The following is a 23,982-nucleotide window of genomic DNA, read 5'->3' as shown; positions in this document are numbered from 1 at the left end:
TTAGCGGTCTTTCGGATCGAAAGCATCACGCAAACCATCGCCAATATAGCTAAAACAGAATAGGGTAACCACCAAGAATGCTGCTGGAATGAGTAACTGCCAAGGTGCAATTTCCATCGTTTTGGTACCTACTTCAATCAAAGCTCCCCAACTGGTCATAGGCTCTTGTACACCAATTCCCAAGAAGCTTAAGAAAGATTCAAACATAATCATACCTGGAATGAGCAATGAACCATAAACGACGACCACACCAATCACGTTCGGTGTGATATGACGCATGACGATGTTCCAATCCGATACACCAATCACGTGTGCAGCTTCAATAAATTCACGACGACGCAAGCTCAGCGTCTGACCACGTACCAAACGTGCAATGCCAGTCCAAGAGACCATACCAATGGCAATAAAAATCAAACTGATACTACGACCAAACATCGTCACGAGAATGATTAATAAGAACATAATTGGGAAAGAGTTAAGTACTTCAATAAAACGCATCATCACCATATCAACTTTGCCGCCGATATAACCTGAGATTGCACCGTAGATTGTACCTATAAAAATCGCTACCCCTGCACCAACGACACCAACGATCAATGAAATTCGTCCACCCATTGCAGTACGAACAAACAAGTCACGGCCTAATGAATCTGTACCAAAAAAATGCTTGTTGGCAAAAGAGGGCTTAGCGCCCATATTCGACCAATCTGCATCGGAATAATTGTAACTCGATAAAATCGGTGCAAAAATGACGAACAATACAATCAAGAATAAAATAGAACAACTGAACATAGCCGCTTTATTTTTTCGAAAGCGACGAAAAGCGTCTTGTAATGGACTGCGACTGGCAATTTGCTTTGGCTGGTTTGAATTGGGTAATGCATGATTCGTATCATTTAATGCACCATTGGTATCATTTAATGTCTGATTTGTGGTATTCATATGTCAATATCCTTATTAATCAAAACGAATTTTTGGATCAATGATACTCATCAGAATATCAGCAACAGCATTGAAAATCACTGTGAGCACACCAACCACAATCGTTAAACTCAGTACCAAACCATAGTCACGGTTTAAGGCACCATTGACGAATAATTGTCCTAGACCAGGTAAGCCAAATACAGTTTCAATAACAATCGAGCCTGTAATAATACCTACAAAAGTTGGACCTAGATGATTAATCACAGGTAATAAAGCTGGGCGAAGTGCGTGCTTAAAGATGATATGGCTTGTTGGTAAGCCTTTAGCACGTGCGGTACGGATAAAAGGGCTGTTCATGGTTTCAATCATAGAACTACGCGTTAAACGGGCAATCTCAGCAATATATAAAAATGCCAGTACCGAGACAGGCAAAATCAGGTTTCGTAAGGCACCATCATTCCAACCTCCCGCAGGTAATAACTGAAACTTTACAGCAACCACAAATACCGCAATAGGTGCAATAACAAAGCTAGGAACGATACCGCCAAGCATGCCGATACCCATAGTGGTGTAATCAACCACAGTGTTTTGGTTTAATGCAGCAACAACACCTAAAGTGATGCCAATCGTGACGGCAATAATAAAAGCATACAGACCGATTTCAAACGATGGCCAAAAGGATTGGGCAAGTAATTCATTAACAGTTTTATCTTTATATTTAAATGACGGTCCAAAATCGCCATGTAACAAATTCACCAAATAATTTAAAAATTGTTTCCAAAGCGGTGCATCAAAACCATATTTTGCTTCTAAACTGGCAATCACTTCTGGCGGTAAATTACGATCCCCAGAGAATGGACTACCTGGTGCGAGTCGCATGATAAAGAATGATACGGTAATAAGAACAAATATCGTTGGAATGGCTTCTAATAACCGTTTAATAATGAGCTTGAACATGGAGTCTCCTTTCTTACAATAGACATTGGCTAGGCTCAGTGCTTGGCAAATTGTCTATTACATGTTTCAAATTTCTAATTTGCCATAATATCAACCATAATTGCATCAAAAGCAATAGCTTTCACAAAAAATAAGTCGCTTGCCTAAACAAACGACCCATTTTTTTGACAATATGGTATTTAGTGTTTTGCGATCGAATAGTACTTAACTTGGGAGTTATGCAGAGGATCGTTGTGAGAAACACCTAATACATAAGGTTTATTCAGGCTAATACTGATATAGTGATATACGAACAGAGCAGGGTTGTCTTGTGACAATTGTGCTTCAGCTTTGTTGTATGCATCGACACGGTTTGCACCTACAGCCAAGCTTTGAGCCAAGATATTGTCGAATGCTTCGCTCTTATAGCCTAAGTCATTGTTGGTACTGGTTGACTTAAAGATATTCAAGAATGTTGCACCTTCGTTGAAGTCACCACACCAGCCTGCACGTGCCATTTGGTAGTTACCTTTACGGCGTGTCTCTAAGAAAGTTTTCCATTCTTGGTTTACAAGGCTTGTAGAGACTGCACCACCTAAGAATTGTTTCCACATTTCACTGGCAGCAATCGCATATTTTTTGTGACCTTCATCGGTATTGTAAAGCAATTCAAACTTCAATGGATTTGCTTGGCTATAACCTGCTTCAGTCAAAAGTTTTTTCGCTTCTTCTACGCGTTTGTTTTGATCCCAAGACTTCCATTCAGGCTCAAACTTCACGCCACCTGCGATGGATGTTGGTGTAAATTGATAGGCTGGTTTTTCACCACGATCATTCATAACTTTTTTGGTGAAAGTTTCACGATCCAGAGTCATCACCAACGCTTTACGTACACGAGGGTCGTTAAATGGTGGTTTTGCCATGTTAAAGGCGTAGTAATAAGTACATAGACTTGGACCAATAGTCAGTTGATCGCCCATTTCTTGTTTGACTGCTGCAAATTGCTCATCTGGGAAGTTCGCACTAGACATATCAATCTCACCTGCACGGTAACGTGCGAGGTCAGATGTACCATCATTTAAGGCTAAGTAAGTAACTTTGTTGATTTTGTTGCTTGCATTGTCATAATAGCTTGCATTACGTTCCATGACGATTTTGTCATTGACGTTCCATTGCGTTGGTTTAAATGCACCGTTTACGACGATATTGGCGGGATCTGTCCATTTGTCGCCAAATTTTTCTACCGTTGCTTTATGCACTGGACGCATGATGCCATGTACAAGCATATCAGGGAAATAAGGCACAGCTTCAGATAAGGTCACTTGGAATGTTTTTGCATCAATTGCTTTTACGCCCAAATCTTCAGGCTTGGCTTTACCATCGATGACTGCTTTGGCATTGACGACACGTGCATCATCAAGATAAGTTGCATAAGGTGAAGCTGTTTTTGGGTCTACAAGACGTCTAAAACTATAGACAAAGTCTTCAGCCGTGACAGGATCGCCATTTGACCATTTAGCGTCACGCAGATGGAATGTCCATACTTTGTTATCTGGGCTTTCCCATTTTTCAGCGATACCTGCAATTGTTTTGCCGTCTCTATCCGTAGAAAGAAGACCATCAAACATCTGACGGATTAAATTGAGTTCTACGTTACCTTCTGCTTTATGAGGGTCGAGTGTTGCAGGTTCAGTTCCGTTGTTGATAACTAATTCTTGCTTGTCTGCCAATACATTTGGATCAATCTTGGCACTTCCTGCGGTTGCACTGGCTGCCGAAGATTTATTGTCACTGCCACCACAGCCGATGAGTGCCAAGCTTGCAGCTAATACAGATGGCACCAGTACAAATTTCATCATAGATGTACGCATATCAAAAACTCCATTTTGAAAGAAATATAGATATAAATAAAGCAGATATAGGTATATTAAAAAAAGGCATGATTGTCAATGAAATTTGGAGAAATTATATGGAAAATGTAAATGAAGAATTACATAATGATTTAAAAAACAAATAAAAAAGCAAGCTCAATGATTGGAAAAGAGTTTGCTGTGGATCTTAACGATTGATGATAACGATGCTGATTTAGTGCTTAGCAATCGAGTATTTTTTCACTTGATAATAACCCAATGGATCTTTGTGCGACACACCAAGAACATAAGGTTTATTCAAATGCACACCGACAAAGGTAAATACCGGAATCATCGGCATATCTTTTTCAGCTTGAGCTTCAGCTTGAGCGTACAGTTCACTGCGTTTTGCAGTATCAACACCTGGTGCCAATGTTTGATCCATCAAACTATCAAATTCTTTGCTCTTATAACGTAGGTCATTATAACTACTGTTACTACGCAATAAGTTTAAGAAAGTAGATGGCTCATTGTAGTCACCACACCAACGGGCACGCATCGCTTGGTAATCACCTTTCTTACGTGTTGCAAGATAGGTTTTCCATTCTTGGTTTTTCAAAGTACCATTGACCATACCACCAAGTGATTGTTTCCACATTTCTGTAACAGCCACTGCCAATTTTTTATTGGTTTCATCAGTATTGTACAGCAGTTCAAATGTCGCTGGTTTTTCAGCAGAATAACCTGCTTCAGTCAATAGTTTCTTGGCTTCTTCGATACGCTTCGACTTATCCCATGCTTTCCACTCAGGCTCAAATTTGCCAATATGCGCTGTAGATACTGGTGTAAATTGGTAAGCTGGTGCTTGACCTTGACCTAAGATTTTGTCTGTGACGACTTCTCTATCTAAGGTCAGAGCCAAGGCTTTACGCACACGAACATCGTTGAATGGTGCTTTTTCGGTGTTAAAACCAAAGTAGAACGTACATAGTGCTGGTGCAATATTTAACTCACTGCCCATTTCATTTTTGATTTCATTAAACTGTTCAGTTGGGAATGTACCAGCACTGATATCAATCTCACCTGTACGATAGCGTGCCAAATCAGCTGTACCATCGGTCAGTGCTAAGAAAGTCACTTTGTTGATATGCGTTTTTGCATCATCATAATAAGTTTTATTTCGGTCTAGAACGATTTTCTCATTCACTGCCCAGTTGTTTAATTTATATGCACCATTGACCACGATATTTGCAGGATCTGTCCATTTGTCCCCAAACTTCTCTACACTTGCTTTGTGCACAGGTGACATGACGAATAATGCTAACATATCTGCAAAATACGGCACGCCATCCGATAAAGTGACTTGGAATGTTTTTGCATCAATGGCTTTTACACCCAAATCAGTCGGTTTCATTTTGCCTGACAGTACGTCAGTCGCATTAACGACTTTGGCATCTTCTAAATAACTTGCATAAGGTGAAGCTGTTTTTGGATCTGCCAAACGTTGGAAACTATAAACAAAATCATCCGCTGTAACTGGGTCACCATTTGACCATTTTGCATCACGCAAATGGAATGTCCATACTTTATTGTCTGGGCTTTCCCATTTTTCTGCCATACCTGGGATGGTTTTGCCTTCATCATCGGTCTGTACTAGACCTTCAAACATCTGACGTACGATATTGCCTTCAACGACACCATCAATTTTATGTGGATCAAGAGATACTGGATCTGCGGTGTTGTTAATCACCAATTCTTGTTTATCAGCCAATTGACTTGGATCAATTTTGGCACTGGCTGCAGTACCACTTGCTGATGCTGTTTTATTATCGCCGCTGCCACCACAGCCGACCAATGCAAGGCTAATCGCCAAGGTTGTTGGTGCAAATAAGCGTTTGATAAGTTGAGATGAAACGGGTTTGGACATATTCAAATCCTTCTGTAAAATAATCACGTCATTGAAAAATAGCTTAATCAATAATCTATTTTTACGATAAAAACGTGACGCTTGTCAAATGATTTTTCAATATTAATCAACAAATGTTTAAACAAAGAAATGATCCTGCCATTTTATAATTTTTTTGTTAGAAATTAAAGTAAGTTGTTATGTTGTGGCTGAATTGGCGGCGGTGTTGGTTTACCCAATCCACTGAGTAAATCAATTTCAATGTTACGTACCATTGCATCTAGAGGTAGGTCATTACTTTGCGTACCAAAAGGCTCTTCTAATTCAGTACTTAACGCATCCAAACCCAAAAAAGTATAAGTCAATAGACCAACGACCAAAGGCGTTGCCAATCCCATGACCGACCCCAAGCTAAAAGGTAAAAGCAAACAGAAAATATAGACTGTACGATGTAATAATACAGAATAAGCAAAAGGAATAGGGGTATTCGAGAGACGATCGCAACCTGTATGCACCAAGCTTAGCTCATGAACATGCTGATTGAGCTGCACATAACAGACATCAGAAATTTCACCTTCGCGTAAGGCTTGCAAAAATTCCCACTGTATCAGACTCAAAGAATATTGCGGAATGTTGATGTGCTGTTGTAATACACGTTGCTGAGTTTCGTTAAGCTCTTCAAACTGTTGTGCAGTCACAGGTTGTTCACTACGTTGGCGTAATAAATCACGCAAAACATTTGCAAAAACAATGGTTTGTTCAATTACACGCTCACGTCTTACTTGGGGTAGGATGCGTGAATCTCGATCAAGATGACGGGCAACTGAAATAAGGTTGCCCCATAATTTGCGTGCTTCCCACCAACGATCATAACAAGCGGTATTTTTAAAACCAAGAAATATCGATAATACAAGACCGATTAGGCTAAAGGCAGTCAAAGGTAAATTTTCAAAATGATAAATACCGTTATGCTCAAGTCCACCGACAATCGCAGACAACAGCATGATAAAACCCATCGGCTGTAGAATTCTTGGCAAGACTGTACCACGCCATGAAAATAGTAATGTAAAAGTATTATTTGGCTGACGGACAATCATGAGAAGTTGTAGTGAATGATTTTTGTGTATTTTAGCAATACAGTACAAAAAATCAATCACAGTTCACATTATTTCGCTAATCACTACAGCTTTATTTTAAGATTTGAACTATTTTTAATGCTTAATGCTTAATGCTTAATGCTTAATGCTTTTTAGACGCTGAGCCTTTTGGATTGAATGCGGCTTGCTCATTAGACTGAGTTTGCTGAGCTGATGTATTTTGATTATCTTCTTTTTTAGAGCTAGATAAAGCATCTATACTTTGTTCGATGGCAGAGCCAATTGTTCGAGCAAAGACACGTATTGTAAGTTCAATCAATCCTTCGGCAATTTCTCCGAGTACTTTTCCGCCTGCTTTACAGCCAGTTAAATTAAGACTACTGATGATGATTACAGTGATAATAAATAGTTTGGATTTTTGCATATTTAAGACAAGTACATTTGTGGAGACGATACCATTTTATAACCATAATTTGACAGCTAGTGTCGTTTGATATGTCTTTCAAATTTTTTTTCAAAAAATAAAGGCAATCTCACGACTGCCTTTATTTGTATCGCAAGATTTAATGCAAATTAGATTGCATCAATGATAGCATTCAATGCAGCACTTGGACGCATCGCTTTCGCAGTCAAATCAGCATTTGGTGCATAGTAACCACTGATATCTACAGCTTTGGTTTCGCCATTGAGTTCTGCCAAAATTGCACTTTCTTGCTCAACTAGAGCTTTTGCGACAGGTGTAAATTGTGCTTTCAACTCAGCATCATTGTCTTGTGCTGCCAAGCTTTCTGCCCAGTAGCGTGCCAAATAGTAATGGCTACCACGGTTATCCAACTCACCAGCTTTACGTTTTGGTGATTTGTCATTTAACAGTAATTGCTCAGTCGCAGCATCCAACGTATCTGCCAAAACTTGTGCTTTTTGATTGCCAGTTTTTTGTGATAAATGTTCCAAAGAAACTGCCAATGCCAAGAATTCACCTAGAGAATCCCAACGTAAGTGATTTTCTGCAACAAATTGTTGAACGTGTTTTGGTGCTGAACCGCCTGCACCTGTTTCGAACATACCACCACCGTTCATTAATGGTACGATAGACAACATTTTCGCAGATGTACCCAATTCTAAGATCGGGAACAAGTCGGTATTGTAGTCACGCAATACGTTGCCTGTTACAGAGATTGTATCTTTGCCTTCTTTAATACGTTTTAAACTCGCCAAACATGCATCAGCAGGTGCAAGAATAGTAATGTCTAAACCAGCTGTGTCCAATTCAGCCAAGTATTTTTCAACTTTTTTGATCAATTCAGCATCATGGGCACGGTTTTTGTCTAACCAGAAGATTGCAGGAGTGTTGCTTAAACGTGCACGGTTTACTGCCAATTGTACCCAATCTTTAACAGGAGCATCTTTAGTTTGGCAAGCACGCCAAATATCACCAGCTTCTACAGCATGGCTAGTCAATACATGACCTTTGTCATCAATCAGCTCAACTTTACCGTCAGCTGCGATTTCAAATGTCTTGTCATGTGAGCCGTATTCTTCAGCTTTTTGAGCCATCAAACCAACGTTTGGTACGCTACCCATTGTAGTTGGATCAAATGCACCGTGTTCACGACAGAAGTCGATCACTGCAGTGTAGATGCCTGCATAAGAGCTATCTGGAATGACTGCTTTGGTGTCTTGAGCTTTCCCTTCTTTGTCCCACATACGACCAGAGTTACGAATCATCGCTGGCATTGATGCATCAACGATCACATCACTTGGAACGTGTAGGTTAGTAATGCCTTTGTCAGAATCAACCATCGCTACATCTGGATTGTTAGCATAGACATCGCTAATCGCTTTTTCTACGCCAGCACGTGTTTCAGCATCTAATTTATCTAAATTTTCTAATAGGTTACCAAAACCATTATTAACGTTGATACCTGCTGCATCCAATTGCTCGCCATATTGCTCGAATACTGGTGCAAAGAATACTTTTACTGCATGACCAAAGATGATTGGGTCAGAGACTTTCATCATGGTGGCTTTCATATGCAATGAGAACAGTACGCCTTTTGCTTTGGCATCAGCAACTTGTTCAGTCAAAAAGCTGATCAAGGCTTTTTTGCTCATTACCGTTGCGTCAATGATTTCACCCGCTTTTAATGCCAATGGTTTACGCAATTCAGTTTTTGTACCGTCATTTGCAGTAAAGACAAAAGATACAGTCGTTGCATCAGCAACAGTGACTGATTTTTCGTTGGCATAGAAGTCACCACTTGTCATGGTTGCTACGTGCGATTTGCTGTCTTTGCTCCATGCACCCATGCTATGTGGATATTTTTTAGCAAAATTTTTGACTGCTTTTGGTGCACGACGGTCTGAGTTACCTTCACGCAATACAGGGTTTACTGCACTACCTTTGATACGGTCATAACGTGCTTGGATGTCTTTTTCTTGATCGTTTTGTGGATCTGTCGGATAATCTGGAACAGCAAAGCCTTGATCTTGTAATTCTTTGATGGCTGCATTCAATTGTGGTACAGATGCACTGATATTGGGTAATTTAATCACGTTTGCATCAGGTTGTTTAACCAACTCCCCCAACTCTGCCAAAGCATCGGCAACACGTTGCTCTTCTTTCAAAAATTCTGGAAATTGTGACAAGATACGACCTGATAATGAAATATCAGACGTCACAAAATCAATATTGGCATTTTTGCTAAAAGCACGCACGATAGGCAAAAATGATTGAGTTGCCAGTGCAGGGGCTTCATCTGTGTGGGTATAGATAATTGTTGCGTTGTTAGCCATGTAAAACTCGCTTTTATCACCTTTTGGGTGGATAGGGTTGCATGATATGCACAATAAACACAAATGTTGGGCAGTTTGAGCCGTAGCACTGCGTTTAGGGCTTGAAATTTAAACATTTTATGTGGGTCTGATCATAGCAAAATTTGTAGTAAAAATCCATGAATACTCGACATAGGTCTAATAAACACAAATCATCAATACAGTTTGCTTTATCACCCGAACTGCTACTAACGCTACGTCATTTGCTTGTAGCGAACAATGGCAAGAGATGACATTTTGTATTGTATATTTTTATATGATTTATGTACTGTTGCAAATTATGCTAATCATTGTACCGACCAAAAACGTAAAGAGCCTGTTTTTTGAAATCAATCTTCGAAGGTTTGTTGTTTGGCTTTTGTTTTGTAGATTTGATTTATTGTCTTTTTCATTGATAACACTGCTTTAAAATAAAGGAGAGCAGATTAATCTCTCCTTTATAAGCCATTTGAAGAGTTAGATGGCTCATACGAAATATTTTGTATGAGCCAATCAGCCAATTAAACCGCCGCTGCGACCACTTGTGTTGGTGAAATCACGCCTTTGATAATCAAACGGTTAATCGATGCGATAATCGCTTCAATCGATGCGGTAACAATATTGTCATGAATGCCTGCACCAAAACCATGTTCAGGCTTATCAGCAACTCTTAACTCAATAATGGCTAATGCCTTAGAACTTGCACCACCTGTACCAATCGATTTTTCTTCATAACTCAACACATCAATCGGCAATTGTAAAGCATCCAATACCGCAGAAATTGGACCATTGCCTTCACCTTGCAAAGTATGTAATTTATCACCGATGGTCAAATCTATACTGATATGTTGCTTGCCACTATTATCGGTCAAACGATAATTTTGCAACTTGTAATGATTTTGTCCTGTGTACATATAAGATTCGGTAAATAACTGCCAAATTTGAGTGGCAGTCACTTCCGTTTCATGCGTATCTGTCCATTGTTGTACCACTTGGCTGAACTCGATTTGTAAGCGACGTGGCAAGCTAATGCCATAATTTGACTCAAGTAAATAAGCGATACCGCCTTTACCCGATTGGCTGTTCACACGAATCACCGCATCATAGTTACGTCCCAAATCTTTTGGATCGATTGGCAAGTATGGCATATCCCAAATTTGTTCGTCTTTTTGGAATTCAAAGCCTTTTTTGATGGCATCTTGATGCGAACCTGAGAATGCAGTAAAGACCAAATCACCTGCATACGGATGACGAGGATGCACTGGCAAACCTGTACATTCTTCAACCGTGGCAATCACTTCATTGATATTCGAAAAATCCAAGTGCGGTGCAACGCCTTGTGAATACATATTCAACGCCATCGCAGCAATATCAACATTACCCGTACGCTCACCATTACCAAATATACAGCCTTCAACACGATCTGCACCTGCCATCAATGCCAATTCTGATGCGGCAATACCACAACCACGGTCATTATGACAGTGTACTGAAATCAATACACCATCACGACGTTCGATATTACGGTGCATCCATTCTACTTGATCGGCATACACGTTCGGGGTAGACACTTCCACTGTCGCAGGCAAGTTTAAAATGACTTTGTTGTCAGGACGAGCATCCCACACTTCGGTGACCGCATCACAAACGGCTTTTGCGACATCTAACTCAGTGGCTGAAAAACATTCTGGACTATATTGGAAAATAAAATTGGTGTTCGGATATTTTTCGGCATATTGCTTGACCAATTCCGCACCTTGAATGGCTAAGGCTTTGGCACCTTCAATATCAACATTTAAGACTTTTTTGCGGAAGGTCGGTGAATTGGAATTATAAATATGCACGATGGCATTTTTTGCACCATCTAACGCTTCAAAAGTACGTTGAATCAAATGCTCACGTGCCTGTACCAAGACTTCAAGATAAACATCGTCAGGTACATGACCTTCTTCAATCAATTTACGAGTAAAGTCAAAATCAATTTGTGATGCAGACGGGAAACCGATTTCAATATGTTTAAAACCAATTTTCACTAACATATGGAACATTTTCATTTTTTGTTCCATGTTCATCGGCTCAAAAATCGCCTGATTCCCATCACGAAGGTCGGTGCTCATCCAAATTGGAGCTTGATTGATTTCATTATTTGGCCATTGACGGTCAGGTAAATCCACACGTTGATACATACGGCGGTATTTTTGACTTGGGTCAGCTAACATCATGGGGCAGTCCTCGCAGTGTTTATACATATTCAAATGATGTATATGATTTTATTATAGCATTTTGCTGGCGTGTTGATTGTTACGCATCAGTCAGAACAATAGTAAGTGCTATACTAAAATCATGATAAAAGTTTTCAAAGAAAATTGAATGAATTAAGGGGTCGAAAGCCAACAATAGGCAAAATAGATTATCTGTGCCGTGGGCACAGCAGAATGAGCAGGTCAGCGTTCATAATGCTACCTGAAATATTATGGTCGATGTTTGCGTTAAATTTATTCATAACTCTATTTATAATTATATTTCATTAAAAAAGCAATCAATAATTACTTAAAATTTTCTTATAGATAATAGTGGTAAAATTGAATCAGTGGAATAAATAAGCAAAGTTGAACAAATCATTTTTTGTACTTATCCAACTTTGCAGATTTTTATTTTGATTTAACTGTATGATTTTACTTTAGAAAGTGTAATTTACAGCCAAGCGGAAATCACGTCCGTTTGCAGGTAAACTTCTTTCTGCACGCTGAGTATGTGGTAAGTAAAATTTGTTTGCCAAGTTATTCACTTCAAAGTTTACATTAACACTATCGTTGTTGAGCGGTTTCCAATTGGCAAATAGATCTGTCGTGCTGTAGCTTTTGCGATTTTGTGGTGTAGCAAGGTTTTGGTTAAAACCGCCTGTCGCTTTTTCTGCACTGCGGTTACGTATACCAACTTCTACATTCGGCTGTGTAAAACGATAAGCCAAACTACTGGTCCACAGACGACCAATTTTTGCACCAAATTCTGGATTAAGCTCATTTGTAACGTTGCTGTTTGGATAAAACTCAGGATTACTTTGAGCCACGCCGACTTTTGCAGTCAAGCCATTTAGGCGGTAACTTAGATCGAGTTCATAGCCATGATTTTTGATTTTTCCACCATTGATGATATCTTTCACGCCTTGTGCACCGTGACGATCTTGTGGATTGACCACGGCATCATTGATGGTTTGCCAAAAATAATTGCCTTTTGCTTCAAGCTGGCTTTCATCGCCAAATTCATGTTTTAAATTAAAACCAATCTCGGTATTGCGTGCTTGTTCAGCTTTGGTTCTGTTAGCGATAGATGTAATCCCACGACCGCCATGGCTAAGCAGTGCATCATACATACGCGGGCTACGTGTTGCATAGTTATGATTGGCACTCAGGCTAAGAGACGGTAAAACTTGCCAAATTGCTGCGATACTAGGGCTAATTTGACCATTTGATACAGTCTTGCCATCCATCGCTTTAAATTTGAATTGATCATAACGCATTCCAGCTGTAAGCGTTACATCTTGTACTTCACTGATTGATTCAACGTATGCACCAATGTCGGTTTTTTCAGGATTGTTGAGTTTTACAGTTTTATGAATAAATCGATCTGGTGAAATTTCTTGATGACGATAATTTACCCCTGTTTTTAGTGTAGTGAATTCGCCCACTTTCCAGTCTAGATTAAGATTGGCACCTTGTGTCTCGATTTGTGTTGTGGTTTCGCCTTTGATGCTGCCACAGTAGCCGCATTTTTCGTCATTAGCAGAATAACGTTTGTTTTTTAGTACATAAGCATTGGCTGTGGCATCGCTCACCATGCCCCAGTCCTTGGCAGACCATTCTAAATTAGTCAATTGTTGCGAAATTTCACGATAAACAGGTGCTTGGCGATCTGTATTCTCGTCAGCATAGCTGTTGAACGTGGTAAACTCTTCACGGACTGTACGAATGCCTTTATTGATTTGATTTTGGTGGCTTAGCACAAAGCGATGTTGATCAAGATTAAAACCCAATTTTGCCAAATAACTGTTTTTGTCTAATGCACTATAAGGCACGGTTGCATCTTTATTTGGGCTGAGATAACCTTGACCTGCGTTATAGTTTTTATCATTCACAGTACTATAAGAGAGTATCCCATCAACATTTCCAGCTCGACCAAACACGCTTGCATTATAACTATAATTATTGTTACTGCTATAACCTGCACCAAGTTTGAAGCCATAATCACGTTGGCTATTTTGCAATAGGTCTTCAGCATCTACAGTCTTGAGTATGATTGCACCATTGGTTGCACCAATACCTGCTGAGGCAGCACCAGCGCCTTTTTGTACTGACACACTTTTGAGTAGAGAAGGGTCTACCATAAAGCGACCCTGATGATATAAAAATTGGCTATCGGTATATGCATTGTCAATTTTCATATCAATAGAGTTTTGCCCCATACCACGAATACTTACAAACTGTGAAGTACCGTTACCGCCACCAAAATCTACTGCTGATTGATTGATTAAAAGCCCACGCAAATCCGTTGCCGTGCGTTGATTTTTGATGTCTTCAGTAATGACGTTAAATTGATTTTTACTGCCTTGCGCTGTGATATAAATGGTATCTAAAACGTGAGTTTTTTGTTGTACTTGATTTGAATGTGCTGTATTTGAAGCATCCATCTGCTGTGTGGCAGATGTTTGTGCAGAAGCAATCGTAGATAAGGTCATTAAAACTGTACTTACAGCCAATGTTAATGGTCGAAGAGATAAAGCAGATGTCATGCTATAATTCCTAATCAAAAAGAAACAAAATTTACAATAGGTTACATTAATTGATAATCATTATCAAATGTAAATACATATCTATTGAAATTTATTATTATTTAGGAAATATTATCGTTATCATCAATAACCTGATTTTTATATGTTTTTGTGCTAGAGCTATCGTTTTAATATGTTTTGTACGTCATCTCCACAATGCAAAATACCGAATCAAATGAATAAATTTGCAAATTTGTACAGATTAAGCGTAAAAAAATGTAGACAGCCTTTGTATCTATCGATAGCTTGACATATAATATGGTGTTTTTAAAATTGACTTATTTTTTTAGTAATTTAGAGGAAGTCTACAATGACCATTACTGTTGCAGTTGAAACCATTTCGGAAAATGCACGTCGTTTAACCGTTACTGTACCAAATAGCCGTATCAATGAACAGTTTGAAGCACGTATCAAACGTACTACAAAAACCATTAAAATCAACGGTTTTCGTCCAGGTAAAGTGCCAGTAGATGTGGTTCGTCGTGATTACGGTGCAGGTATTTATCAAGAAGTGGTAAATGATGTATTGCGTGACACGGTGTTTGAAGCACTCCAACAAGAAAAAATCAATGCGGTCAGCATGCCGAACATTGAAAAAGTTGAAAACAAAGACGATAACTTGGTGTATGAAGCGACCGTAGATGTTTACCCAGAAGTACAAGTTAAGAGCTTTGCTGATTTAAATATCGAACGTAAATCGGCTGAAGTAAAAGATGCTGATGTAGATACCATGTTAGAAAACTTGCAAAAACAACGCCAAACTTGGGTAGAAATCAAAGATATGGCTAAAAAAGACATGCAAGTGACTTTTGACTTTGAAGGTTCAATTGATGGCGAAAAATTTGATGGCGGTAGTGCTGAAGATTTTGCATTAGTATTGGGCTCAAACCGTATGATTGCTGGTTTTGAAGATGGCATCATCGGTATGAAAACAGGTGAAGAGAAAGTAATTGATGTCACTTTCCCAGAAGACTACAATGCTGAAAACTTAGCTGGTAAAGCTGCACAATTCAAAATCAATGTCAAAAAAATTGAAAAGCCAGAATTGCCAGCGATTGATGCAGAATTCTTAAATATTTTTGGTATTTCTGAAGAAGAAGGTGTTGATAAACTGAAAGCTGACGTGCGTAAAAACATGGAACGCGAAGTGAAAAATGGCTTACGCAACCAAGTGAAATCCGCTACATTTGATGCTTTGGTTGCTGCCAATGACATCCAAATCCCAGAAGCGATGTTGAAACAAGAAATTGACAACCAACGTCAGCGTATGGTGCAACAATTTACCCAACAGTTCGGTGCACAGGGTGCTAAAGCATTTGATAGCAGCGTGCTACCAGATGAGTTGTTTAAAGAGCAAGCTGAAAAATCAGTGAAATTGGGCGTTTTGGTATCTCAAGTCTTAGAAAATGCCAAATTAGAAGTCGATCAAACACGTGTAAAAGCGTATATCGAAGAGATGGCGTCATCTTATGAAGATGCCAACGAAGTGATCGAATATTTCACCAACGACAAAGAGCAACGTGCACAAATCGAAGCTGTGGTATTAGAAGACCAAGTCGTTGATCATATCTTGAGCCAAGCCAAAGTGACTGATACTAAAGTGACTTATCAAGAATTGTTGCAAGAACAACAAGCACGTCAAAATCAAATGTAATTGACGAGTTTGAGTTTATCGTAAATAGGTAATTGTGGAAAAGTAAAAGTTTAGACTTTGCTTTGACTCCATGTTGTTTAATTCACGAAAGATACAATCAGTAGAAGGCACAAGGTAAAATTTGTGCCTTTTTTATTGCATTCACAAAGTGATGTGCTAGAATTTGTGACGGTGTACAATTTTATGTTGAAAATACTAATCCTGCTGATTTTCAACCCAAATTTAGGATAACAATGATGTATAGCAATATCGAAAATGCTTTAGTACCAATGGTTGTTGAACAATCATCTCGTGGTGAGCGTTCATTTGACATTTATTCACGTTTATTGCGTGAGCGTGTGATTTTCTTATCAGGTGAAGTCGAAGATAATATGGCAAACTTGATTGTGGCTCAAATGCTATTCTTAGAAGCAGAAAATCCAGATAAAGATATTCATTTATATATCAATTCACCTGGGGGTTCTGTCACTGCAGGTTTGGCGATTTACGATACTATGAACTTTATTAAGCCTGATGTGGTGACCTATTGTATGGGTCAAGCCGCATCTATGGGTGCATTTTTGTTGAGTGCAGGCACAAAAGGCAAACGTTATTGCCTGGAAAATGCTCGTGTGATGATTCACCAACCTTTGGGCGGTTTCCGTGGTCAGGCTTCAGATATCGAAATTCATGCGCGTGAAATTCTTTTTATCAGAGAACGTTTAAACCGTTTGATGGCGGAGCATACTGGACAAGATTACGAAGTTGTTGCACGTGATACCGACCGTGATAATTTTATGACCGCAGAAGCTGCAAAAAATTATGGCTTGGTCGATAAAATCTTGAGCAAACGCACATAATTGTGCATCGCACAAGGTAAGCAATAATAACATGTCCAATGCTTAATGCTTATTGAAATTGATTGAAAGACGTCAAACGATTGGACAATGACAAAATTTTAAAAAATGATGAGTGGAGTCAATATGACTGAACATCAACACGGGCAAAAATCCTGCTCGTTTTGCGGTAAAACGCAAGCAGAAGTCGGCAAATTGATTGCTGGTGATGATGCTTATATTTGTAATGAATGTATCGATGTGTGCATGGATTTGGTGCAAACCAGCCAACAAAGTGGTGATGACGGTTGGGCAGAGCGTCCCTTGCCAACACCACAGCAATTACGTGGCGAGTTGGATAATTATGTAATTGGGCAAGATTGGGCGAAAAAGACTCTATCTGTCGCAGTGTATAACCATTACAAACGTCTAAAAGCCAGCAATAACCGCAATGACAAAGGTCAAGTTGAACTTGCTAAAAGTAATATTTTGCTGATCGGGCCTACGGGTTCGGGTAAAACGCTTCTTGCTCAGACCTTGGCTCGTTTGTTAGATGTACCGTTTGCTATGGCAGATGCCACTACATTAACCGAAGCAGGTTATGTCGGTGAAGATGTAGAAAACATCGTACAAAAGCTTTTACAGAAGTCTGACTACAATGTAGAAAAAGCTGAAAAAGGCATTATCTATGTTGATGAAATCGATAAGATTACGCGTAAATCTGAAAATCCATCGATTACTCGTGACGTATCAGGCGAAGGCGTGCAACAAGCTTTGCTTAAAATCATCGAAGGTACTGTAGCATCGATTCCGCCACAAGGCGGACGCAAACATCCTAATCAAGAAATGATCCAAGTCGATACATCGAATATCTTGTTTATCTGCGGTGGTGCTTTTGCTGGTTTAGAAAAAATCGTTTCGCAACGTCATGAAAAAGGTGGTATTGGTTTTACGGCTGAAGTGAAACGTAAGGATGAAAGCAAAAAGCTTGGTGAATTGTTCCGTGAAGTTGAGCCAGAAGATTTGATTAAATTTGGTTTGATTCCAGAATTTATCGGTCGTTTGCCAATGATCGCTACACTTGAAGAATTGGATGAAGATGCTTTGATGCAGATTCTGACTGAGCCAAAAAATGCCTTAACCCGTCAATATCAACATTTGTTTGATATGGAAGATGTGGACTTGGTCTTTGAACAAGATGCTCTGCGTGAAGTGGCGAAAAAAGCCTTGGAACGTAAAACAGGTGCACGTGGTTTGCGTTCAATTCTAGAAGGTGCTTTGCTTGATACCATGTATGACTTACCAAGTCGTGATGATGTTGGTACCGTCACCGTGACCAAAGACGTGATTGATGGTAAAGCTGAACCAAAATTTAGCAAAGACCGTCAGCCTAAACTAGAAAAATCAGAAGAGAAAAGTAAAGATTTAACAGTAGTTGAATAACTTATTCTGATTTAAAAATAAAAAATGGCGTAAATCATTGTATTTATGCCATTTTTTGTTTTTAAATGATGTTCTTTAGGGGATTTACTTTTTTTGCGATTCTGGGCGTATGCGATACGCCCTTACATGGTTTGTTATAAAAATTATTTATCTTTAAAAATATCAATGACTTTTAATAATTTTTGCATCGCATCTTGCACTTCGGGTTTATTGATGGCTTGAGCGACTTTGGCGGTATCAATATTTTGTACGATTTTTCCACTTGTTGAGCGAACATTGGGCTATTTTTTTCAATCAATTGTGGTAATTGCTTTTGGGCAAAGTCAGTCATGGCTTTGGCTTGCTCGGCATCATAGACAATGCCTACACCTTGTTGTATACCTTTTTCAAAATCTTTACTTTGTGTTTGCCTTGCCACTTGTTGTTGTAATACTTGAGTAAGGGTAATGATGTTTTCTTGATTAATTTGAGCTTTGTATAAATCCAGACTGGCTTGCAAATCAGCACTGTCTAAACCTTGCAAGTTCGGCACACTCAAGCTATCCAAAGGCAAATTTGCCATAGGCGTATTGCCGATTGGAGTAGTAGTAATTTGAGTGATGGTGTTTGCCGTGTTGGTTGTGGTTGTCTCTGCCCAGACTGGCATAGACAGCGTGAACAAGAATGGCACAAATACAAGTTTTTTGGCGATAGATTTCATGGCATACCCATAAATCGATAAAGAAATTTTCAGCTATCATAGCGGAATTTTATCGAGAAACTAAGGATATTGTGTAGAAAATTGCCACTAAATCTTTGTTTAAAAATGAATTAAATTTATATCGTATCTAGTGGCGTATCGCATACTCCTATGAAATTTAGGGTGATTTTTTAATTTTTTATTAAAAATTCATCAAAAGAAGTTAAGCATTATTTATGCTAAAGTTATCGTGTATTGCACTTGCCTTATTAAGTATTTATTTTATAATCAAATGATTAATCAATTTATAGGACACAATCATGAGTGACATTCATCCAGCTATTAAAATTTATGATAATAATGCCGATGCGATTGGCAATACACCTTTGGTACGCCTAAACCGTATTATGCCAGAAGGCGTGACAGTATTGGGCAAAGTTGAGAGCCGTAACCCCGCTTTTTCGGTGAAATGTCGTATCGGTGCAGCGATGATTGCTGATGCAGAAAAGCGTGGCGTACTGAAACCAGGTATGCAAATCATTGAGCCAACCAGTGGGAATACAGGGATTGCCCTGGCATTTGTAGCTGTGGCAAAAGGTTATGAACTGACCTTGACTATGCCATCGAGTATGAGCTTAGAACGCCGTAAAGTGCTTAAGGCCTTTGGTGCAAAATTGGTGTTGACAGACCCTGCCAAAGGCATGAAAGGGGCGGTGGACGAAGCACAGCGTATTCATGATGAAAATCCTGAACAATATTTCTTACCGCAACAATTTGAAAATCCTGCCAATCCACAAATCCATGTCGATACCACAGGCCCTGAAATTTGGCAAGCCACACAAGGCAACGTGGATATTTTAGTCGCTGGCGTGGGTACGGGCGGTACTGTATCAGGCATTTCACGTTATTTTAAACAAGTAAAAAATCAAGCTCTTTATTCAGTTGCGGTTGAGCCTGCTGAATCGCCAATCATTACCCAAACTCGTCAAGGTGAAAGCATCCAGCCTGCACCGCATAAAATCCAAGGTATTGGGGCGAACTTTATTCCAAAAAATTTGGATTTGAGTTTGATTGATGATGTTGTGCCAGTAGCCAGTGACGTGGCAATCGAATGGGCAAGAAAATGTGCGACACAAGAAGGTATTTTGGTGGGTATTTCATGTGGTGCAGCATTGGCAGCAGCGGCTGAAGTGGCAGCACGTCCAGAATCACAAGGCAAAACCATTGTGGTGATTTTGCCTGACAGTGGTGAGCGTTATTTGTCTTCTGTATTGTATGATGGTTTGTTTGACAAATAAGCATCGTAAACAGCATTGAAAACGCTATGGTTTAATTAAATCATAGCGTTTTTTATGATAATTAACGTGAGTTCGGTTTTAAAAAGTATGTTTTTGTTGTAATTATATGATTTTAAGGAAGTAGGGTGCGTTACACGCACCATTTTAATGCCGTTTTCTGAAAGGTGCGTAAGACGCACCCTGCATCCGAATTAAAAATTTTAAATAAAATCAAACACTTGTATTTAAGCCCATCCCGAACTCACGTTAATTAAAATGGTTTTATAAAGCTTGCCTTCTGGGTGAATAGCTGGCTGTATTAATTTGCAAAAACTGACAGACTGATAGCAAAAATAAAAGCCCACCATAGTGAGCGTTTATTTTATCCAAAAAACGCTTATTTTTTAAATGGAAAAGCGTATTTTAAAATGCGTGCAGCGACTTCGCTAGACTGCTTTAACAGACTTGCATTATTATAATTTAGACCGTATTTTTTACAAATCGCTTCGACTTTTGGAGCCATTTCACGATAACGACGTGCAGGGACATCAGGGAACAAATGATGCTCGATTTGATGACTTAAATGCCCTGTCATGATATGGAAAAATTCCGAGCCAGTCAGGTTAGACGAGCCACGAATTTGACGCATATACCAATGCCCTTTGCTTTCGTTACGCAATACACTGCGTGGGAAAATTTCCACATCTTTGGTAAAATGACCGCAGAAAATCACGTTAAACGTCCATAGATTACGCATACCATTTGCCACCATATTACCCGCCATCACAGGCAAAGCACTACCAAAAGGCAAAGCAATCGCAGGATAAAAGACATAGTCTTTAAATAACTTTTTCGCTACTTTCTGACGTACAGGCTTGAGTTGTTGCATAAATTTTACTTTATTGGCACGACCTTGAAATAATTTACCAAATTTCAAATCCTGTATTGCCACGCCCCACTGGAACATTAATCCAAAAGGAATGGTGTACAGTGGCTGTAACAAATGCATGGGCTCCCAACGTTGCTCTGGGAATAAACGCAACACACCATAGCCGATGTCTTCATCCATACCTTTGATATTGGTATAGGTATGATGTTTAAAGTTGTGCGTATGACGCCAATTATCCGCTGTGCCTACGATATCCCACTCATAGTCATGACCTTTGAACGTATCATCATTCATCCAATCATACTGACCATGAATAACATTGTGTCCAACTTCCATATTTTCTAAAATCTTAGACATACCGAGCAAGCCAGTACCCAACAACCATGTCGGTGGAAACCAACCCAACATCAGACAAGCACGACCAGCTACTTCGCTATAACGCACTGCACTATAGACTTTGCGGATATATTTGGCATCTTTTTCACCCAGATCATCTATCACTTCTTGACGTACTGCATCCAGCTCACGTGCCAGTTCATCCAATTCGGTTTGGCTGAGTTCACGGTTTTTGGGATTGACATAAAATTCAGTTTTAACACGTGCGTTCATGTGCTATTCCTTATAAATCTAAAACGATGTCGCTCGTAGCACGATTGACACAGATACGAAGCTCTTGATTAATTTCATGATTTTGGCTGTGGTCCAATACATTTTCAGTTGAACCACTGACTTTATGGCAGCTACAGTGATTACAAATGCCCATGCGACAGCCAAATTTTGGTCTGATATTCGCTTGCTCTAAAGCAGGCAGTAATGCTTGTCCTGCACTGACCGTTAAAATTTGCCCTGATTTTTTTAGCGTCACTTGTACTGTATCACTTGGATCTTGAGCGATATTGGCGGGTGCTAAGCTAAAAGATTCGGTATGCAAAGACTTGGCATTTTTCGCTAGTGTTTCGACTGTATCGATAAAACCGTATGCACCACAAGCCAATACTTGAGTTTGAGCTAAGTCAAAACCATCAAGATGTGTATGATTAAGTCGCTGTGCGAGCTTGTCATCATTACTCTGTTGAGTGAAGAAAGTGTGTACTTTTAGGTTAGGATATTGCTTTTGCCAAGCCAATAATTCATCCAAAAATACAGCGTCTTGCTGATGCTTTTGCCAATACAAAATATCGATTTGATGGTCTTTAAGGCGATGTTGTTGGGCAAAATCATAAAGCAAACTATAAAGCGGTGTAATGCCACTTCCTGCTGCGAGCATCAAAACTTTTGGTGTATTTTTATCAATTTGCATTTCACCGTAAGGCGTACCAAATTGGACAATTTCACCGATTTTGGAGTCATCATACAGCCAGCTACTGACCAAACCTTGAGGGAATTTCTTTGCAGTCAGCAAAACATGATGTCGATCAAGTTGGGTGAGGCTGTATTGTCTTTGGTAACGTCGTCCTGCAATTTCAATCATAACAGGATGATGTTGTCCTGCCTTGCCAAACTGCATTAGATGGTTACAACGTAAAGTCAAACAGACATTTTGTCCATGTGTACTCTTTTTGACAATTTTGCCTAGAGCGTGGCGGAATGACCACAGAGGATTGGCTTTATGCAACCAAAAATCAACGTCTGGTCTGGTCAAGATGGTTTGATTAAAGCGTTGTAAGTAGCTTTTGGAAAGGAGGCTGTTCATCGGCGAAAGAGTGCCTTAAAATCACTTGATGCTATTATTATACATATGTATATATAAATGTATAGTTTTATTTATGTAAATATTTGTCGATAAATTTATTTTTAAATTTGTCATGATTCGAGCTATAATAAGTGGTTGATTTTATGCTTATCGCATTTGTGAAGTGATGGTAAAAGCAGAATAATGTTGCATCGATGTATATTCAGTGTTTTAATCTTGAACGAAGATTTATATTTGTAAATGCAGCAAATCGAGACAAGAAAGTAATTTTATTGATGGTATTTCCATGACAGACACTACAGTACAAAATCGCAATGTCGGGCGTAAGGCGACCATCAGCAAGGAAGAGATTATTCAGGCTACACTCAATCTAATTGGTAATGGACGTAGTATTTCTAGCTTAAGCTTACGCGAAATTACGCGTGAAGCAGGTATTGCACCGAATAGTTTTTATCGCCATTTTAAAGATATTGATAGTTTGGCAATTGAACTCATCACACTAGCAGGTCAAGTGCTACGACAAATTATTCGTGAAGCACGCCTTTATGCTATTCCTAATCGTGGTCTGATCGGACGCTCAGTAGAAATTTTTTTACAACAATTGGATGCTGATTCAGGTTATTTAAGTCTTTTGTTGCGTGAAGGGTATACAGGCTCAGCATCATATAAGCAAGCTGTAGAACAACAGCTGACATACTTTCAACAAGAGCTACAAGATGACTTAGAGCGTATTGGCAATCTACATCGTTCCAAAATGCAACGTCATGATTTGGTTGCCAAAGCCATTACCCAGTTGGTGTTTAATATGGGGGCAAAAGTACAAAACCTATCATTAGTAGAGAGAGAAGTGGTGGCTGAAGAGACTATTTTGATGATCCGTATGATTTTGGAAGGATCACAGCATTTGGTCAATAAAGAAAGTGAAGATTAAAATTTAATTTTGGAATTAAAAAAGCCCTTAAGTTAAATGACTTAAGTGCTTTTTCATGGATGATTTAAGGCTTTAGTGCGTCAAATGGGTCATCTGACACAGGTTTACTGCTGGTATTTGCTGTAGGTGCTTGCACAGGATTTATAGTCTGTGGCACAACTTGCGGTTGAACTTGCGGTTGAACTTGCGGTTGAACTTGCGGTTGAACTTGCGGTTGAACTTGCGGTTGAACTTGCGGTTGAACTT

18 protein-coding genes are annotated in these 23,982 nt (G+C 39.3%); 5 read left to right on the top strand and 13 right to left on the bottom strand.

The window, feature by feature from the left end; genetic code table 11:
- From oppC to ACEYX7_RS01640, 9 genes are all read right to left on the bottom strand, one after another.
- Positions 1-942 (bottom strand): oligopeptide ABC transporter permease OppC, encoded by a 942-nt coding sequence (gene oppC / locus ACEYX7_RS01680; protein WP_374802656.1) that lies wholly within the window; start codon positions 940-942, stop codon positions 1-3.
- Positions 943-957: 15 nt separating this feature from the next.
- Positions 958-1,881 (bottom strand): oligopeptide ABC transporter permease OppB, encoded by a 924-nt coding sequence (gene oppB / locus ACEYX7_RS01675; RefSeq protein WP_374802658.1) that lies wholly within the window; start codon positions 1,879-1,881, stop codon positions 958-960.
- 179 nt (positions 1,882-2,060) lie between these two features.
- On the bottom strand, positions 2,061-3,731 hold the full coding sequence (locus tag ACEYX7_RS01670) for an ABC transporter substrate-binding protein (RefSeq protein ID WP_374802660.1): 1,671 nt from the start codon (positions 3,729-3,731) through the stop codon (positions 2,061-2,063).
- A 214-nt stretch (positions 3,732-3,945) separates the two neighbouring features.
- Entirely contained in the window at positions 3,946-5,637 is a 1,692-nt protein-coding gene (locus tag ACEYX7_RS01665) for an ABC transporter substrate-binding protein (RefSeq protein WP_374802662.1), read from the bottom strand.
- A gap of 164 nt (positions 5,638-5,801) precedes the next feature.
- Entirely contained in the window at positions 5,802-6,713 is a 912-nt protein-coding gene (locus ACEYX7_RS01660; RefSeq protein ID WP_374802664.1) for a bestrophin family protein, read from the bottom strand.
- Between the two features lie 142 nt (positions 6,714-6,855).
- The gene (locus ACEYX7_RS01655) at positions 6,856-7,137 is read right to left on the bottom strand and encodes a hypothetical protein (RefSeq protein WP_374900144.1); all 282 of its coding nucleotides are present in this window, start codon (positions 7,135-7,137) and stop codon (positions 6,856-6,858) included.
- Positions 7,138-7,286: 149 nt separating this feature from the next.
- Positions 7,287-9,509, bottom strand: coding sequence for an NADP-dependent isocitrate dehydrogenase (locus tag ACEYX7_RS01650; protein WP_374802668.1), 2,223 nt, complete (start codon positions 9,507-9,509; stop codon positions 7,287-7,289).
- Positions 9,510-10,048: 539 nt separating this feature from the next.
- On the bottom strand, positions 10,049-11,749 hold the full coding sequence (gene leuA / locus ACEYX7_RS01645; RefSeq protein WP_374900143.1) for a 2-isopropylmalate synthase: 1,701 nt from the start codon (positions 11,747-11,749) through the stop codon (positions 10,049-10,051).
- 458 nt (positions 11,750-12,207) lie between these two features.
- Entirely contained in the window at positions 12,208-14,316 is a 2,109-nt protein-coding gene (locus tag ACEYX7_RS01640) for a TonB-dependent siderophore receptor (RefSeq protein ID WP_374900142.1), read from the bottom strand.
- 349 nt (positions 14,317-14,665) lie between these two features.
- Here ACEYX7_RS01640 and tig point away from each other — a divergent pair, with 349 nt between their 5' ends.
- From tig to clpX, 3 genes are all read left to right on the top strand, one after another.
- Entirely contained in the window at positions 14,666-16,009 is a 1,344-nt protein-coding gene (tig, locus tag ACEYX7_RS01635; RefSeq protein ID WP_374900140.1) for a trigger factor, read from the top strand.
- 233 nt (positions 16,010-16,242) lie between these two features.
- Entirely contained in the window at positions 16,243-16,848 is a 606-nt protein-coding gene (gene clpP, locus ACEYX7_RS01630; RefSeq protein ID WP_374900139.1) for an ATP-dependent Clp endopeptidase proteolytic subunit ClpP, read from the top strand.
- Positions 16,849-16,971: 123 nt separating this feature from the next.
- Positions 16,972-18,267 carry an ATP-dependent protease ATP-binding subunit ClpX gene (gene clpX, locus ACEYX7_RS01625; RefSeq protein WP_374900138.1) on the top strand — a complete coding sequence of 432 codons (1,296 nt, stop codon included), beginning with the start codon at positions 16,972-16,974 and terminating at the stop codon, positions 18,265-18,267.
- A 172-nt stretch (positions 18,268-18,439) separates the two neighbouring features.
- On the opposite strand, the gene ACEYX7_RS01620 is transcribed toward clpX, so the two are convergent.
- Positions 18,440-18,967 (bottom strand): hypothetical protein, encoded by a 528-nt coding sequence (locus ACEYX7_RS01620; protein WP_374900137.1) that lies wholly within the window; start codon positions 18,965-18,967, stop codon positions 18,440-18,442.
- Between the two features lie 299 nt (positions 18,968-19,266).
- Here ACEYX7_RS01620 and cysK point away from each other — a divergent pair, with 299 nt between their 5' ends.
- Entirely contained in the window at positions 19,267-20,244 is a 978-nt protein-coding gene (gene cysK, locus ACEYX7_RS01615; protein WP_374900135.1) for a cysteine synthase A, read from the top strand.
- Between the two features lie 376 nt (positions 20,245-20,620).
- Here cysK and ACEYX7_RS01610 read toward each other — a convergent pair whose 3' ends face one another.
- Together ACEYX7_RS01610 and ACEYX7_RS01605 are read right to left on the bottom strand one after the other, a co-directional pair.
- Positions 20,621-21,721, bottom strand: coding sequence for a fatty acid desaturase family protein (locus ACEYX7_RS01610; RefSeq protein ID WP_374802684.1), 1,101 nt, complete (start codon positions 21,719-21,721; stop codon positions 20,621-20,623).
- 10 nt (positions 21,722-21,731) lie between these two features.
- A complete protein-coding gene (locus ACEYX7_RS01605; protein ID WP_374802686.1) occupies positions 21,732-22,805 on the bottom strand; it encodes a flavin reductase family protein in 1,074 nt (357 codons plus the stop codon).
- Positions 22,806-23,091: 286 nt separating this feature from the next.
- On the opposite strand from ACEYX7_RS01605, the gene fabR reads away from it, so the two are divergent.
- Positions 23,092-23,736 (top strand): HTH-type transcriptional repressor FabR, encoded by a 645-nt coding sequence (gene fabR, locus ACEYX7_RS01600; RefSeq protein ID WP_374802688.1) that lies wholly within the window; start codon positions 23,092-23,094, stop codon positions 23,734-23,736.
- Positions 23,737-23,800: 64 nt separating this feature from the next.
- Here the strand turns inward: fabR and ACEYX7_RS01595 are convergent.
- The coding region (locus ACEYX7_RS01595; RefSeq protein WP_374802690.1) for a hypothetical protein at positions 23,801-23,982 on the bottom strand (182 nt) is incomplete at its 5' end.

Source organism: Hubeiibacter jixunmingi (assembly GCF_041928215.1).
In the GTDB taxonomy this organism is placed as follows: Bacteria; Pseudomonadota; Gammaproteobacteria; order Pseudomonadales; family Moraxellaceae; genus Acinetobacter.
Note: the sequence above shows the minus strand (reverse complement) of the source record. Positions and strands in the feature narration are given on the sequence as shown.

Bases quoted from the DNA above. Each gene is read 5' to 3' on its own strand.
- oppC (WP_374802656.1), bottom strand. From the start codon at position 942: ATGAATACCACAAATCAGACATTAAATGATACCAATGGTGCATTAAAT.
- oppB (WP_374802658.1), bottom strand. From the start codon at position 1,881: ATGTTCAAGCTCATTATTAAACGGTTATTAGAAGCCATTCCAACGATA.
- ACEYX7_RS01670 (WP_374802660.1), bottom strand. From the start codon at position 3,731: ATGCGTACATCTATGATGAAATTTGTACTGGTGCCATCTGTATTAGCT.
- ACEYX7_RS01665 (WP_374802662.1), bottom strand. From the start codon at position 5,637: ATGTCCAAACCCGTTTCATCTCAACTTATCAAACGCTTATTTGCACCA.
- ACEYX7_RS01660 (WP_374802664.1), bottom strand. From the start codon at position 6,713: ATGATTGTCCGTCAGCCAAATAATACTTTTACATTACTATTTTCATGG.
- ACEYX7_RS01655 (WP_374900144.1), bottom strand. From the start codon at position 7,137: ATGCAAAAATCCAAACTATTTATTATCACTGTAATCATCATCAGTAGT.
- ACEYX7_RS01650 (WP_374802668.1), bottom strand. From the start codon at position 9,509: ATGGCTAACAACGCAACAATTATCTATACCCACACAGATGAAGCCCCT.
- leuA (WP_374900143.1), bottom strand. From the start codon at position 11,749: ATGATGTTAGCTGACCCAAGTCAAAAATACCGCCGTATGTATCAACGT.
- ACEYX7_RS01640 (WP_374900142.1), bottom strand. From the start codon at position 14,316: ATGACATCTGCTTTATCTCTTCGACCATTAACATTGGCTGTAAGTACA.
- tig (WP_374900140.1), top strand. From the start codon at position 14,666: ATGACCATTACTGTTGCAGTTGAAACCATTTCGGAAAATGCACGTCGT.
- clpP (WP_374900139.1), top strand. From the start codon at position 16,243: ATGATGTATAGCAATATCGAAAATGCTTTAGTACCAATGGTTGTTGAA.
- clpX (WP_374900138.1), top strand. From the start codon at position 16,972: ATGACTGAACATCAACACGGGCAAAAATCCTGCTCGTTTTGCGGTAAA.
- ACEYX7_RS01620 (WP_374900137.1), bottom strand. From the start codon at position 18,967: ATGAAATCTATCGCCAAAAAACTTGTATTTGTGCCATTCTTGTTCACG.
- cysK (WP_374900135.1), top strand. From the start codon at position 19,267: ATGAGTGACATTCATCCAGCTATTAAAATTTATGATAATAATGCCGAT.
- ACEYX7_RS01610 (WP_374802684.1), bottom strand. From the start codon at position 21,721: ATGAACGCACGTGTTAAAACTGAATTTTATGTCAATCCCAAAAACCGT.
- ACEYX7_RS01605 (WP_374802686.1), bottom strand. From the start codon at position 22,805: ATGAACAGCCTCCTTTCCAAAAGCTACTTACAACGCTTTAATCAAACC.
- fabR (WP_374802688.1), top strand. From the start codon at position 23,092: ATGACAGACACTACAGTACAAAATCGCAATGTCGGGCGTAAGGCGACC.